General features: G+C 70.4%; 15 protein-coding genes and 1 riboswitch. Of the genes, 7 read left to right on the top strand and 8 right to left on the bottom strand.

Annotation, left to right across the window (positions count from 1 at the left end):
- Positions 1-197: 197 nt before the first annotated feature.
- Positions 198-584 carry a type II toxin-antitoxin system death-on-curing family toxin gene (locus ACN22W_RS09160; RefSeq protein WP_419683686.1) on the bottom strand — a complete coding sequence of 129 codons (387 nt, stop codon included), beginning with the start codon at positions 582-584 and terminating at the stop codon, positions 198-200.
- Position 585: 1 nt separating this feature from the next.
- Positions 586-759 (bottom strand): hypothetical protein, encoded by a 174-nt coding sequence (locus ACN22W_RS09155; protein ID WP_419683684.1) that lies wholly within the window; start codon positions 757-759, stop codon positions 586-588.
- A 370-nt stretch (positions 760-1129) separates the two neighbouring features.
- On the opposite strand from ACN22W_RS09155, the gene ACN22W_RS09150 reads away from it, so the two are divergent.
- Positions 1130-1834: a glutathione S-transferase N-terminal domain-containing protein gene (locus ACN22W_RS09150; RefSeq protein ID WP_419683682.1), complete on the top strand. Its 705-nt coding sequence runs from the start codon at positions 1130-1132 to the stop codon at positions 1832-1834.
- Between the two features lie 105 nt (positions 1835-1939).
- Here the strand turns inward: ACN22W_RS09150 and ACN22W_RS09145 are convergent, their stop codons facing one another.
- Positions 1940-2455, bottom strand: coding sequence for a MarR family winged helix-turn-helix transcriptional regulator (locus ACN22W_RS09145; RefSeq protein WP_419683680.1), 516 nt, complete (start codon positions 2453-2455; stop codon positions 1940-1942).
- A 133-nt stretch (positions 2456-2588) separates the two neighbouring features.
- Here ACN22W_RS09145 and ACN22W_RS09140 point away from each other — a divergent pair, with 133 nt between their 5' ends.
- Complete coding sequence (locus ACN22W_RS09140) at positions 2589-3767, top strand: MFS transporter (RefSeq protein WP_419683678.1); 1179 nt, start codon at positions 2589-2591, stop codon at positions 3765-3767.
- 33 nt (positions 3768-3800) lie between these two features.
- Here the strand turns inward: ACN22W_RS09140 and ACN22W_RS09135 are convergent, their stop codons facing one another.
- On the bottom strand, positions 3801-4337 hold the full coding sequence (locus ACN22W_RS09135; protein WP_419683676.1) for a MarR family winged helix-turn-helix transcriptional regulator: 537 nt from the start codon (positions 4335-4337) through the stop codon (positions 3801-3803).
- Between the two features lie 141 nt (positions 4338-4478).
- On the opposite strand from ACN22W_RS09135, the gene ACN22W_RS09130 reads away from it, so the two are divergent.
- A complete protein-coding gene (locus ACN22W_RS09130) occupies positions 4479-5393 on the top strand; it encodes a DMT family transporter (RefSeq protein ID WP_419683674.1) in 915 nt (304 codons plus the stop codon).
- Here ACN22W_RS09130 and cobM read toward each other — a convergent pair whose 3' ends face one another.
- Genes cobM through cbiE form a run of 4 tightly spaced genes read right to left on the bottom strand, consistent with a single transcriptional unit; the run spans position 5394 to position 9232 of the window.
- Positions 5394-6122, bottom strand: a complete 729-nt coding sequence (gene cobM, locus ACN22W_RS09125) for a precorrin-4 C(11)-methyltransferase (protein WP_419683672.1) — start codon at positions 6120-6122, stop codon at positions 5394-5396.
- Positions 6123-6165: 43 nt separating this feature from the next.
- The gene (locus ACN22W_RS09120; protein ID WP_419683670.1) at positions 6166-6903 is read right to left on the bottom strand and encodes a cobalt-precorrin-6A reductase; all 738 of its coding nucleotides are present in this window, start codon (positions 6901-6903) and stop codon (positions 6166-6168) included.
- Entirely contained in the window at positions 6900-7988 is a 1089-nt protein-coding gene (locus ACN22W_RS09115) for a cobalt-precorrin-5B (C(1))-methyltransferase (RefSeq protein WP_419683668.1), read from the bottom strand. The genes ACN22W_RS09120 and ACN22W_RS09115 overlap by 4 nt, the downstream gene beginning before the upstream one ends.
- Complete coding sequence (gene cbiE, locus ACN22W_RS09110; RefSeq protein WP_419687394.1) at positions 7988-9232, bottom strand: precorrin-6y C5,15-methyltransferase (decarboxylating) subunit CbiE; 1245 nt, start codon at positions 9230-9232, stop codon at positions 7988-7990. Before cbiE ends, ACN22W_RS09115 begins: the two co-directional genes overlap by 1 nt.
- Positions 9233-9434: 202 nt before the next feature.
- A riboswitch (cobalamin riboswitch) is annotated at positions 9435-9626 on the top strand.
- A 67-nt stretch (positions 9627-9693) separates the two neighbouring features.
- Between cbiE and cobG the strand changes: the two genes are divergently transcribed.
- Genes cobG through cobJ form a run of 4 tightly spaced genes read left to right on the top strand, consistent with a single transcriptional unit; the run spans position 9694 to position 14150 of the window.
- Complete coding sequence (gene cobG / locus ACN22W_RS09105) at positions 9694-11082, top strand: precorrin-3B synthase (protein WP_419683666.1); 1389 nt, start codon at positions 9694-9696, stop codon at positions 11080-11082.
- Positions 11075-11701, top strand: a complete 627-nt coding sequence (locus ACN22W_RS09100) for a precorrin-8X methylmutase (protein ID WP_048243678.1) — start codon at positions 11075-11077, stop codon at positions 11699-11701. Before cobG ends, ACN22W_RS09100 begins: the two co-directional genes overlap by 8 nt.
- Positions 11698-12432 (top strand): precorrin-2 C(20)-methyltransferase, encoded by a 735-nt coding sequence (locus ACN22W_RS09095; RefSeq protein WP_048243680.1) that lies wholly within the window; start codon positions 11698-11700, stop codon positions 12430-12432. Before ACN22W_RS09100 ends, ACN22W_RS09095 begins: the two co-directional genes overlap by 4 nt.
- Positions 12429-14150: a precorrin-3B C(17)-methyltransferase gene (gene cobJ, locus ACN22W_RS09090; RefSeq protein ID WP_419683664.1), complete on the top strand. Its 1722-nt coding sequence runs from the start codon at positions 12429-12431 to the stop codon at positions 14148-14150. The genes ACN22W_RS09095 and cobJ overlap by 4 nt, the downstream gene beginning before the upstream one ends.

Below are 14150 nucleotides of genomic sequence, written 5' to 3'. Positions count from 1 at the left end.
GATTGTCGCAGCGCGAGAAGTGACGTGTGCTAAGACATCGTATGTCGATGGATGCACAATGAACTCGATGTGCCGAGCGGGTTCGACCCGCGTATTTCGCAGGATGAATGCAAGGCCGGGCGAGGCCCGATACGCCAGCCGCGTGATCGATTGGCAGTGACCAAGTGTGCAAGGGGATGATCCGGTGGAGCGGGCTTTCAGCGGGACAGCGACAACGCCCAGATCGCACTGAAATAGTCGGCCAGTTCTTCACTCGTCACGCTGCCGTCCGCAACGTCGACCATGAGGTCCTCGAGATCGGCGAGGCGAGGAATCGAGATACCCTGCCGCTCCATATACGTCAATGCGCAAGTCAGGCCGGTGCGCTTGTTTGCATCATTGAACACATGCCCGCGCGCGATCGCGGCGGCATAAGTCGCGGCAATGCCGAACACGTCATCGAGACCCGCGTAATGGGCATGATTTTCGATTCGGTGCAGGGCGGCTTCGACACCGCCCCGACCACCATGCGCGAATCCGCTGAGACCGCCGAGATCCCGGATGATCTCGTCGTGGATCGTGATGACGTAGTCGAGATCCAGCAAATCAGCGATCCTTCAACGCGATCAGTACGTCCCGATGCTCGGAAATGACTTTTCGTGCCGCGCGAAGTACGTCGTCCTTCTCGGTTTCGGTCGAAGCCTTGACCTCCGTCGTGGGACGAATGATCGTGCGGGGTTTCAACTCAACCCCGTACAGCACCTTTCTTTTGGGAGCCATGGCAGCCTTCCGCTCAAAAAACTATAACAATCAGCCGCTTATCGCGCATTCTCGCGACGCGGCTACGTTGCCGATAATCATAGCACTCGACGGATTGCCGAAGGAGTTCCGAGGCCGGCAAAGATGTCGGCGTGTCAATTCGTCAATTCGTCAAGCCGGAATGACTTTCGCCAAGCGCCGCCACTTCGCCGATCAGCCGCTCCGCGTCATGCCACTCGCCATACCCCGCCGCCTGCATCGATTGCGAGGATCGGCTACAGTGGGCGTTTTTCGGCGCGCCCCGCCGATGCCGCCCGCGCCGCGGATCGTCCGCGGCACGCGACTGGTTGGCGGGGCGCGGTTCACCCACCTCGTCGACGAGCGAACTTCCATGCCCGACCTGTCCGCCTTCCCGATCACGCAAAAGTGGCCGGCCCAGCATCCCGACCGTCTCCAGCTCTACTCGCTGCCGACGCCGAACGGCGTCAAGGTGTCGATCATGCTCGAGGAAACCGGCCTGCCGTACGAGCCGCACCTCGTGCGCTTCGACACGGACGACCAGTTGTCGCCCGCGTTCCTGTCGCTGAACCCGAACAACAAGATCCCGGCGATCATCGATCCGAACGGCCCCGACGGCAAGCCGCTGCCGCTGTTCGAATCGGGCGCGATCCTGATCTATCTCGCGGACAAGACGGGCCAGCTGATCCCGAAGGATCTCGCGGGCCGCTACGAGACGATCCAGTGGGTGATGTTCCAGATGGGCGGCATCGGGCCGATGTTCGGCCAGGTCGGCTTCTTCCACAAGTTCGCCGGCCGCGACTACGAGGACAAGCGCCCGCGCGACCGCTACGCTGCCGAATCGAAGCGTTTGCTCGCCGTGCTCGACGCGCATCTCGCGAACCGCAAGTGGGTGATGGGCGATACCTACACGATCGCCGACATCGCGATCTTCCCGTGGGTGCGCAACCTCGTCGGCTTCTACGAAGCGGGCGATCTCGTCGGCTTCAGCGAATTCCGGCACGTCGCGCGGGCGCTCGACGCGTTCGTCGCACGTCCGGCCGTCGCGCGCGGGCTCAACATCCCGGCCCGCGGCTGATCGGCAGCGCGGGCGGGTCGCCCGCGATCTGCCCAGCCCGTCGCATTGCGCGGCGGGCGTGTCTTTCCACCCGCCCGGCGCGTTCGTATTGCGCCTTCGGCGGCGCTACTTCCGGCCCTGACTTTCCGGCGCCGTTTCCTCCAGCCCCGCCAGCAGCTTTTCCAGCAGCCGTGACAACTGTGCCTGTTCCGCGTCCGACAGCGCGGCCAGCATCGCACGCTGGTTGTCGATGTGCGCGACAACGGCGTCGTCGATCAGCGCGCGGCCGGTTTCGGTCAGCGCGACGAGCGTGCCGCGCCCGTCGGCCGGGTTCGGCCGGCGCTCGACCCAGCCGGCCCTCTGCAGCCGGTCGATGCGCGCGGTCATCCCGCCCGACGACATCATCAGCGCGTCGTACAGCGCCGTCGGCGTCAGCGCGAACGGCGCACCGCCGCGCCGCAAGGTCGCGAGCACGTCGAATTCGCCCGGCTGCATCCCGAAGCGCGCAAACAGCGGATTGAGACGGTCGCGCGCGATCACCAGCGCGGCTTCCTGCAGCCGCCCCATCACCACCATCGACGACGCGTCGAGATCCGGACGCTCGGCGCGCCATTGCGCGAGCGCATGCGCGGCTCGATCCATTGATTAACCCTCCTCGGCTCACCAGTTATCTTGACGTCGAGATAAATGGGCGTTTATCTTGACGTCGAGATACTTTACCTGAAAACCCACGGCACCCGGACGGATGCCGTGCACCGATACCGAGGGCCTGTCGATGAATCGCTTCACTTCCCCCGGATGGCGGCTCGCCGCCATCGTGCTCGTCGGGCTGAACCTGCGGCCGGCGCTGGCCGCGGTCGGCCCGCTGCTCGACATGATCCAGCGCGCGACCGGCATGAGCGACGGCGCGGCCAGCCTGCTGACGACGATCCCGGTCCTGCTGATGGGGCTCGGCGCGCTGAGCGCGCGGCGCCTGCAGCGCGTGACCGGTATCGCGGGCGGCGTATGGCTCGGCGTCGCGCTGATCGGGCTGGCCTGCGTGGCGCGCATCGGCGCGCAGCACGCGTGGCTGTTGCTCGCGAGCGCGTGCTGCGCGGGCATCGGGATCGCGATGGTGCAGGCGCTGCTGCCCGGCTTCGTGAAGGCGCATTTCGCGACGCGGATCGGCGGCGCGATGGGCGTGTATTCGACGTCGATCATGGGCGGCGCGGTGCTCGCGAGTGTCGTCGCGCCGTTCGCCGCGGCCCGCTGGGGCTGGCTCGCCGCGCTCGCGGGCTGGGCGTTGCCGGCCGTGGTGGCCGCGCTCGCCTGGCCGCTCGCCAGCCGCGGCGGCGATGCGCTCGCGGCCGGGCCGGCTTCGGCGTCGAATGCGCAGCCGTCGCGCTCGCCGCGCGCCTGGCGGCTCGCGCTGTTCTTCGGGATCGCGACGGGCGCGTACACGCTCGTGCTCGCGTGGCTGCCGCCGTACTACATGCGGCTCGGCTGGTCGCCGACCGCGGCCGGCAGCCTGCTCGGCGGCGTGACGCTCGCGGAAGTCGTCGCGGGGCTGACGATCTCGGCGGCGATCGACCGCCTGCCCGATCGCCGGCCCGCGCTGCATGCGGCGATCGCGTCGCTGTTGATCGGTTTGCTGGTGATGCTGGCCGCGCCCGAGGCGCTTGCGCTGCCGGCTGCGCTGCTGCTCGGCGCGGGGATCGGCGCGCTGTTTCCGCTGTCGCTGATCGTCACCGTCGACCATGCGGCGACGCCAGCCGATGCCGCGTCGCTGACGGGCTTCGTACAGGGGATCGGCTACCTGATCGCCGGGTTGTTTCCGTTCGCGGCCGGCGTCGTGCGCCAGCATCTCGCGGATCTGACGCCTGCTTGGGTGGCGATGGCGTGCCTGTGTATCGTGCTGTTCGTCTTGGCGGCAGGTTTTGCGCCGAGGCTCGCGCGGCGTGTCGCGAGCGCCTAGGCGCTCGGCCCCGCGTCAGCCCCATCAGCCCGGTCAGCCCGTCGCATCGCGCTCTGCGACGAACCGCCGATACGCGCGTTCGGACGGGCACCGCCGCACGTCGCACGCATCTTCGTCGCACAGCCGGCACACCCGGATCGCGTTCTGCATGTCGTCGGCCAGTGCGCCGATCAGTTGCTCGCAGATCGGCATGAGCTGCGCGCACTGTTCGGTCGTCAACGTGCGCGTGAGGTCTGCGATCGCCGCGCCGCGCGCGCCCAGCACCTGCTGCACCGCGTCGTACCCGGCCTCGGTCAGCGCCAGCACGACCGTCCGCCTGTCTTCGCCGGGCTCGCGCGCGACGAGCCCTTCCTGCGCCATCCGCTCGGCAAGCCGCACGGCCGACGAATGCACGAGCATCAGTTGCCGCGCAAGCGCGTCGATCGTCAGCGTATGCGCCTGCGACAGCAGAACCAGCGCATCCGCGATCGACCCATGCAGCCCCGTCTCGCGGGCGATCGCATCCTCTACCCGGTCGTTCAGCGCAAGCGCGAGCGCACCCAGCAGATTGTTCAGGCGTTGCTTTTTCACGTAGGCGCTCCTAGTATATGTGTGCGTCACGCATATAATTTAAACCATCGTGTCACCGATGTCAGCCGCGGCGCGATCCCGTCGATCCGGGCGGCCGCACGCCCGCATTCTACGTGTCGATATTTCGAGCGGAGTCACCGCATGAACGGCAGCGCGCGCAAGACCGGATGCCTGATCATGGCGACGCTGTGCTGGGGCGTCGCCATTCCGTTCAGCAAGATGGCGTTGCCTGCCCTCTCGCCCGCGTGGCTCATCGTGCTGCAGATCGCCGCGAGCGTCGCGGCGCTCGCGTGCGTCGCCGCCGTGCAACGCGTCAGCCTCGCCGGCATCGCACCGGCGCAGGTCGCCGTCGTCGCGCTGATCGGCATGCTCGAACCGTGCGGCGCGTACTACCTCGGATTCGTCGGCATGCAATCCACGTCCGCGCTGCACACGGCGGTGATCTTCGCGCTCGAACCGCTCGGCATCCTCGCGTTCAACATCATGCTGTTCCGGTTCAGGGTCGACACGCGGCTGCTGGTCGCGGGCGTCGTCGCGTTGACGGGCGTCGTGGTCATCGCGCTCGGCGATGCGTCGGCGGACGGGCACGCATCGCTGCGCGGCGACGCGTTCGTGTTCGCCGGCGTGATGGTGGCCGCGCTGTATGTGTCGCTGTCGACGCAGGCCGTGACGCTCCCGTCCGCGACGACGATGCTGCTGATTCAGCAGGCCGGCTCGCTGCTCCTGGCGCTCGTGCTGCTCGGTTTCGAGGCCGACGGCGGCAACGGGCTGCACCCACTGCCGGCCTGGTCGGCAGTGTGGCCCGCGCTGGCGATCGGCGTGCTGCAGTTCACGCTCGCATTCCTGTTCTATTTTCGCGGTGCGCGCGACAACACGTCGTACTGGAGCGTGGTCGTGCTCAACCTGATCCCCGTCGTCGGCATCGCTGCTTCGATCCTGATTCTCGGGGAATCGGCGTCACCGATCTACTTCGTCGGCGGAGCGATCACGATCGGCGCTGCGATCTACACGCACCTGCGCGAACGCCGCGCCGAACTCCGGCCGGCGCGCGCGTGATCAGCCCGCGCTCGCGTACAGCGTCGAATCCGCGAACCCTTCGGCGTCGAGCACGCGCCCGATCAGGATCAGCGCGGTGCGCTCGATCTGCGTGCCCTGCACCTTGCCGACGATGTCGGCGAGCGTGCCGGTCACGCGTTCCTCGTCGGGCCAGCTCGCGCGATAAATCACCGCGACCGGGCAATCGGCGCCGTAGTGCGGCAGCACTTCGTCGACGATCCGCACGAGATGACGCACGCCGAGATGGATCGCGAGTGTCGCGCGGTGCGCCGCGAGCGAGCCGAGCGCCTCGCCTTCCGGCATCGTCGTCTTGCCCGCGAAACGCGTGAGGATCACCGTCTGCGCGACGCCGGGCAGCGTCAGCTCGACGCCGAGCGTCGCCGCGCACGCGGCCGTGGCCGTCACGCCCGGCACGATTTCGTAGGGAATCCCGAGCGCCTTCAGGCGGCGAATCTGCTCGCCGATCGCGCCGTACAGCGACGGGTCGCCCGAATGCACGCGCGCGACGTCCTGCCCTTTCGCATGCGCACCGGCGAGCAACGCGACGATCGCGTCGAGGTCGAGCTCGGCCGTATTGACGACCTGCTCCGCGCGATGGCCGTCGAGCACGGCCGGCGGGACCAGCGAGCCCGCATACAGGATCACCGGGCACGTGCGCACGAGGCGCTGGCCCTTCACCGTGATCAGCTCCGGGTCGCCGGGGCCCGCGCCGATGAAATACACCGTCATCGAAAAATCTCCGTTTATTCGTTGGATGATCGGCTGCGCGGCGTCACGCGCGTGCAGCCGGATCGAGTGCGTCGAGCAGCGCGGCGGCCGAGTCGAATGCGCGGTCGGCGTCGGGCAGCGGCGGCCGGCGCAGCATCACGACCGGCAGCCGGTGTTCGCGCGCGACGTCGAGCTTGGCCTCGGTGGCCGCGCCGCCGCTGTTCTTGCTGACGACGACGTCGACGCCCATCAGCGCGAACAGCGCACGCTCGCCGTCGAGCGTAAACGGCCCGCGCGCGGCAATGATCTGCGCCTGCGCCTGCGCGTTGCCGGGATGCGCGTCGAGGCAGCGCACAAGCCAGAACTGGTGTGGCGGGATCGCGTCGAGATGCGCGAGCGGCTCGCGGCCGAGCGTGAACAGCGGCCGCCTGAACGGCGCGAGCGCGGCCTCGATGCCGGCCCAGTCGTCGACCATCCGCCAGTCGTCGCCGGGTTGCGGCACCCACGGCGCGCGGCGCAGCGCCCATAGCGGCACGCCCGCGTCGCGCGTCGCGGCGGCCGCGTTCGCGCTGATTCGTGCGGCATACGGATGCGTTGCGTCGATCACGAGGCCGATGCCGGCGTCGCGCAAATAGGCCGCCAATCCGGCGGCGCCGCCGAAGCCGCCGACCCGCACGTCGCAGCGCAGGTCGCCGGGCACCTTGCCGAGGCCGGCCAGGCTGTAGACGTGCCGCGGGCCGAGCGCGCGCGCGATGGTCAGCGCGTCGCCGGTGCCGCCGAGCAGCAGGATGCGCGCGCTCATCGCGCTTGCCCGACGAAGCGGCCTTGCCGGTCGATCGCGAACATCTCGACGGCGACCGTTGACGGCACGATGTCGCGTGCGACCCGCAGCGCCTGCGCGCACACGAGATCGCCGAGCGGCACGCCGTCGGCCAGCGCGAGCTTCAACGCTTCCTGGCTCGTGTTCGCGCCGCGCATCGCGGCCTGCAGCGCATCGCTCGCGCCCGCTTCGGCCGCCCACTGCGCGAGCATCGGCAGATCGATGCTCGAATGGCGGCTATGCAGGTCGAGGTGGCCGGCCGCGAGCTTGCTGAGCTTGCCGAAGCCGCCGCACATCGACAGGCGCGCGATCGGCGCGCGCCGCAGGTGCTTGAGCACCGCGCCCGCGAAATCTCCCATCTCGATCAGCGCCATGTCGGGCAGGTGGTAGTGCGCGCGCATCGCGTCCTCGCTCGCATTGCCCGTGCACGCGGCGATATGCGCGATGCCGTTCGCGCGCGCGACGTCGATGCCCTGGTGAATCGACGCGATATAGGCCGAGCACGAGAACGGCCGCACGATGCCGGTCGTGCCGAGAATCGACAGCCCGCCGACGATACCGAGGCGCGGATTCATCGTCTTCAGCGCGAGCGCCTCGCCGCCTTCGACGCCGATCGTCACGTCGAAACCGCCCGCGTAGCCATGCTCGGCCGCCAGCGCGTCGAGGTGCGTCGTCATCATCTGGCGCGGCACCGGGTTGATCGCCGGTTCGCCGACCGGTAGCGTCAGCCCCGCGCGCGTGACCGTGCCGACGCCCGGGCCCGCATGAAAGCGCACGCCGGGCGCCGCCGCGAGCGCGACGCGCGCGAAGATCAGCGCGCCGTGGGTCACGTCCGGATCGTCGCCGGCATCCTTGATCGTGCCGGCCTCGGCGCCGTCAGCGGTGATCCGGCAGAACTCGAGCCGCATCAACACGTGTTGTCCCTTTGGGAGCACGATCTCGACCGCGTCGTCCGCACGGCCCGCGAGCAGCAGGCGCGCGGCCGCGAGCGACGTCGCGGTCGCGCAGCTTCCGGTCGTATAGCCGAAACGCAGCGGCGCGGGCTGTTCGGGGGTTTCGTCGCGCATCACACGTTGGTCGGGTTCGACGGCCCGGTCGCGTCGATCGCGTCGGGCTTGCGCACGTCATACAGCGTGACCGGCAACGGCTGCCGCCACGTATCGAAGCGGCCGAGCGGCTCGGCATGCGCGAGCGACACGCGCGTGAGCGTGCCGCCGTGCGCATCGCGCCATGCAGCGAGCGCCATCTCGCCCTGCAGCGTGACCGCGTTAGCAACCAGTCGGCCGCCCGGCTTCAGCGACGACCAGCACGCGTCGAGCACGCCGGACGCCGTCGCCCCGCCGCCGATGAAGATCGCGTCGGGCGCGGCAAGCCCCGCGAGCGCATCGGGCGCGCGGCCCGCGACGAGTTGCAGGCCCGGCACGCCGAGCGCATCGCGGTTGTGCTCGATGAAGCGCTGCCGCTCCGCATGCGCTTCGATCGCGATCGCCTGGCACGACGGATGCGCACGCATCCATTCGATGCCGATCGAGCCGCTGCCGGCACCGACATCCCACAGCAGCTCGCCGGGCGCGGGCGCGAGGCGGCCGAGCGTCATCGCGCGCAGGTCGCGCTTGGTGAGCTGGCCATCGTGGCGGTATGCATCGTCGGGCAGGCCGGGCGTGAGCGCGCGGCGCGGTGCGTCGGGGCCGGCCTGGCAATCGAGCGCGACCAGATTGAGCGCGGCGGTTTCGTCGACGTTCCAGTCGTGCGCGAGGCCGTCGAGACGACGCTCGAGCGGGCCGCCCAGATGTTCGAAGACACTGATGCGCGTCGGCCCGAAGCCGCGCGCGACGAGTTCGGCCGCGACGGCGGCCGGCGTGCGGCCGTCGGCGCTCAGCACGAACAGGCGCCGGCCCGGCAGCAGGTGGCGCGCGAGCGTCGCGAGCGGACGGCCGACGAGCGATACCGCGCCGATGTCCTGCAGCGCCCAGCCGAGGCGCGCGGCCGCGAGCGACAGCGACGACGGTGCGGGCAGCACGCGCCATTCGTCGGGGGAAAGCGCGCGCGCGAGCGTCGCGCCGACGCCGAACAGCATCGGGTCGCCGCTCGCGAGCACGCAGACGGGCGACCCTCGCCGCGCGAGCACGCCCGCGAGATCGAACGGCGACGGCCACGCTTCGCGCGCGGCCGGCAGCCGTGCGGGCAGCATGTCGAGATGGCGCGTCGCGCCGACGACGCGCGTCGCGTCGAGCAGCGCGCGCCGCGCGCTGCGTCCGAGCCCCGCGTAACCGTCGTCGCCGATGCCCACTACCGTCAGCCACGCCGTCATGCACCCTTCCCCATCGTTCGAATCCATCGTGTCGCCGCGCGGCCGTGAAAGAGCCGGCGCAGCCGTCCGCATTGCGAAAAACGGCATGGTACCGTGTTCCATCGCCCGTTTCATCTGCCGGCCCGCCGCTGGCCGGCCCTCTTCCGCTTCGCCCGTCGCGAACGGCTTGCCGGTCGCGAATCGCGGTCGAAATCGGGTATCCTACGGCCGTTCGTTCGCCGGTGCCCTTCGGGGCCGAAGAGGGAACACAGGGCGCACCGCGCGCCGCTGTGGCTGCCCCCGCAACTGTAGACAGCGAGCCGATCTCCCCCTCATGCCACTGGTTCGACCGGGAAGGCCGGGAGCCGGTGCCGACCTGTCAGCCAGGAGACCTGCCGGCCAGAAAGTGCGTGCGTGCCAGTCGGCGTCGGGCGGGGTGTACCGATGCGTTGGCCGCGGCGCGACACTGCCCCGGTACCCCGTTGAGTTCCGCCCCCGATTCGATTCCTGCGTCCCCCGTCGTGCGCCCGTCGGCCTGCCCGGGGCTCGTGCGCGTGGTCGCGGCCGCCGATGGCGGGCTGTGCCGGATCAAGCTGCCGGGCGGCCGGCTCGACGCGCATCAGGCGCGCGCGATCGCCGCCGCCGCGCGCGCCTGCGGCTCCGGCGCGATCGACGCGACCAATCGCGCGAATCTCCAGTTGCGCGGCATCCGCGACGATGCGGCTGACGCGCTGACGCGCGCGTTGCTCGACGCGGGTCTTGGCCCGCGCATCGACGCCGGCGCCGATGCGGCCGCGCTCGCCGCGAGCGACGATGCCCGCAACCTGATGCTCAGCCCGCTTGCCGGGCACGATCCCGCCGCACTCGTCGACAGCCGTTCGCTCTCAATGCCGCTGCTCGACATGCTGGCGCGTGAACCGCGTCGCGGCGAGCTATCGCCGAAATTCTCGATCCAGCTCGACGGCGGCGAATCGGTCGCCGCGCTCGATCATCCGCACGACATCTGGCTGGCCGCGTGGCGTCGCGACGACGGCGCGGTACGCATCGCGGCCGGGCTGGCCGGCTGCCCGCCCGTCGCGCATGGCGACCGGCCGGCTTTGGTCGACGTGTCGCCCGATCAGAGTGTCGCGCTGGTCCGCGCCTTGCTCCTCGCGTTCCTCGATCTCGCGCCGGCCGACGTCACGCGGATGCGCGCCCTGATCGCGACGTGCGGCGAACGCGCATTGCTCGAACGCGCCCAGCACTACCTGCCGTTCCCGCTCGCGGCCGATCCGGCGCTGGCGGGCTGGCGGCGCATGCGTGCCGACCCGGCGCTGCGTTTCGGCGCGCGCCCGTCGTACGACGCGGCGCGCTGCAGCGTCGGCGCGCAGTTCGTGCTCGGCCGGCTCGACGCGACGCAACTGGAACGGCTCGCCGCACTGGCCGACACCGACGGCGACGGCACGCTGTCGATGACGCCGTGGCAAGGCGTGTTCATGCACGGCGTGTCGCGCGAACGCGCACCGGCCACGCTCGCCGCGCTCGCGTCGCTCGGCCTCGTCTGCACGCCGTCGGACCCGCTTGCGACGCTGGTCGCATGCACCGGCAGCGCGGGTTGCGCGAAAGCGCATGCGGACACGAAACACGACGCGCTCGCCCTCGCCGCACGTATCGGCCGTCCGGTCGACGTGCACCTGAGCGGCTGCGAGCGCCACTGCGCGCTGCCGCATCCCGCGACGCACACGCTCGTCGCGGTGGCACCCGCGCACTACGACCTTTACCGGCGCGACGCCGTCGCGGGCCTCGGCGCCCCGCTCGCGCGCCATCTGACGATTGACCAGGCCGCGGCCCGACTGACGGGCGCGGCACAGCCAGGACACACCGATGCTTGACTACATTCGCGACGGGCAGGAAATCTACCGCCAGTCGTTCGCGACGATCCGTGCCGAGGCCGACCTGTCGCAGGTCCCGCCCGATCTCGAGAAACTGGCGGTGCGCGTGATTCACGCGAGCGGGATGGTCGACGTCGTCTACGACCTGCGCTTCTCGGCCGGTGCCGGCACGGCGGGCCGCGCGGCACTCGCGGCGGGCGCGCCGATCCTGTGCGACGCGAAGATGGTCGCCGAAGGCATCACGCGCGCGCGGCTGCCTGCGGCCAACCGCGTGATCTGCACGCTCGGCGAGCCGGAGGTGCCCGATCTCGCGCGGCATCTGGGCAACACGCGCTCGGCCGCGGCGCTCGAACTGTGGCGCCCGCATCTGGCAGGCAGCGTCGTCGTGATCGGCAATGCGCCGACCGCGCTGTTCCATCTGCTCGACATGATCGACGCCGGCGCGCCGCGCCCCGCGCTGATCCTCGGGTTCCCGGTCGGTTTCATCGGCGCGGCCGAATCGAAGGCGATGCTCGACGCCGACAGCCGCGGCGTGCCGTACGTCGCGCTGCTCGGCCGGCGCGGCGGCAGCGCGATGGCGGCCGCCGCGGTCAACGCGCTCGCGACGGAGGTCGAATGACGACCGCGCGCGGACGCCTGTTCGGGGTCGGCGTCGGCCCCGGCGACCCTGAACTGATGACGATCAAGGCGCTGCGCGTGCTGCAGGCCGCGCCCGTGGTCGCGTATTTCGTCGCGAAGGGCAAGAAAGGCAATGCCTATGGCATCGTCGAAGCGCACCTGCTCGACGCGCAGACGCAACTGCCGCTCGTCTATCCGGTGACGACCGAGGCACTGCCGCCGCCGCTTTGCTACGAGACGGTGATCGCCGACTTCTACGATACGGCCGCCGAGATCGTCGCCGCGCACCTCGACGCGGGCCGCGACGTCGCGGTGATCTGCGAGGGCGACCCGTTCTTCTACGGCTCGTACATGTACCTGCACGACCGCCTCGCGCCGCGCTACGACACCGAGGTCATCCCGGGCGTGTGCGCGATGCTCGGCGGCACGGCCGTGCTCGGCCAGCCGCTCGTCTATCGCAACCAGAGCCTGTCGGTGCTGTCGGGCGTGCTGCCCGAGCACGAACTGCGCGCGCGGCTCGCGCAGGCCGACGCGGCCGTCGTGATGAAGCTCGGCCGCAATTTCGACAAGGTGCGGCGCGTGCTCGACGAACTGGGGCTCGCGAAGCGCGCGCTGTATGTCGAGCGCGCGACGATGGCGAGCCAGCGCATCGTGCCGCTCGACGAAGTCGACCCGATGGCGTCGCCGTATTTCTCGCTGCTGGTCGTGCCGGGGGAAAAATGGCAAGGATGACGACTCCGCCCGCGATCGTGATTCTCGGCGCGGGCGCGCTCGACACCGCACGGCGCATCCAGGCGCGTTATCCGGGTGCGCGCATCCACGGGCTCGCGTCGCGCGTCGATGCCGACGTGCCGTTCGACGAACTCGGCGCACACCTGCGCGAACTCTATGCGCGCGGCCTGCCGATCGTCGCGCTGTGCGCGGCCGGCATCGTGATCCGTTGCATCGCGCCCGCGCTCGCCGACAAGGGCGTCGAGCCGCCCGTGCTCGCGGTCGCGGAAGACGGGTCGGCCGTCGTGCCGCTGCTCGGCGGGTTGACGGGCGTGAACGCGATCGCGCGCGAACTGGCCGAATGGCTCGGCGTCGCGCCGGCGATCACGACGAGCGGCGAACTGCGCTTCGGCGCATGCGTGCTCAACCCGCCCGAAGGATATGCACTCGCCGATCTCTCGCAGGGCAAGCGCTTCGTGTCCGACCTGCTTGCGGGCGCATCGACGCGCATCGATGGCGCGGCGCCGTGGCTCGACGATGTCGCGCTGCCGCGCGACGACGCAGCCGCGCATGCGATCCGCGTGACGCCCGATGCGTGGCGCGGCACGCGCGACGAGCTCGTGATCCATCCGCGCAGCGTGGTGGTCGGCGTCGCTGCGGATGCCGTTCACGCGCACGAAACGCTCGCCGCGCGCATCGAAGCGGCGCTCGACGCACAAGGCCTCGCGCGGCTGGCGCTCGCGGCCATCGTCGCGCCGGCATCGGCGATCGGCGATACCGTACTGGAGGACGCCGCGCAAACGCTCGATGTGCCACTGCGTTTCGTCGATATCGATATCGATGCCGACCGCGACGCGCAAGCCGATGCGGCCACGCTGCTCGGCCATGCATTGCGCGTCACGCACACGCTGCGTGCCGCGTCGGATGGCCTCGCATGCGCGGTCGCGTCGCAGCCGGTCGATCCCGCCACGCTCGGCCGCGCGCGCGGCCGCCTGACGGTGCTCGGCCTCGGCCCGGGCGGCGCTGCGTGGCTCACGCCGGCCGCGCGTGCCGCGCTCGACCAGGCGACCGACATCCTCGGCTACACGACCTACGTGACCATGGCTGGCCCGTTTCGCGACGACCAGCGCGTGCACGGCACCGACAATCGCGAGGAGATGCAGCGCGCGCGCCATGCGTTCGAGCTCGCGGCCGAAGGCCGGCGCGTCGTGGTCGTGTCGTCGGGCGACCCCGGCGTGTTCGCGATGGCCGCGGCCGTGCTCGAAGCGCTCGACGAAGCGCGCGACCCGCAATGGGCCGCGGTCGACCTGCGTGTGGAGCCCGGCGTATCGGCCTCGCTCGCGACGGCCGCGCAGGCCGGTGCGCCGCTCGGCCATGACTTCTGCGCGATCTCGCTGTCGGACAACCTGAAGCCGTGGGACGTGATCGAGACACGTCTGCGGCATGCGGCGCAAGCCGACCTCGTGATGGCGTTCTACAACCCGATCTCGCGTGCGCGGCCGTGGCAGCTTGACCGTGCGCTCGACGTCGTGCGCGCGCACCGCGCGGCCGATACTGTGATCGTGCTCGGGCGCGACATCGGCCGGCCGGGCGCGACGCTCGCGACGACGACGCTCGGCGCGCTGCGCAGCGATCAGGTCGACATGCGCACGATGGTGATCGTCGGCTCGTCGACCACCCGGCGTTTCGCGATTGGCGACGGGCGCGAGTGGGTCTATACGCCGCGCTGGTATCGCTGA

It is taken from the genome of Burkholderia theae (genome assembly GCF_048565265.1).
Taxonomy (GTDB): domain Bacteria; phylum Pseudomonadota; class Gammaproteobacteria; order Burkholderiales; family Burkholderiaceae; genus Burkholderia; species Burkholderia theae.
Note: the sequence above shows the minus strand (reverse complement) of the source record. Positions and strands in the feature narration are given on the sequence as shown.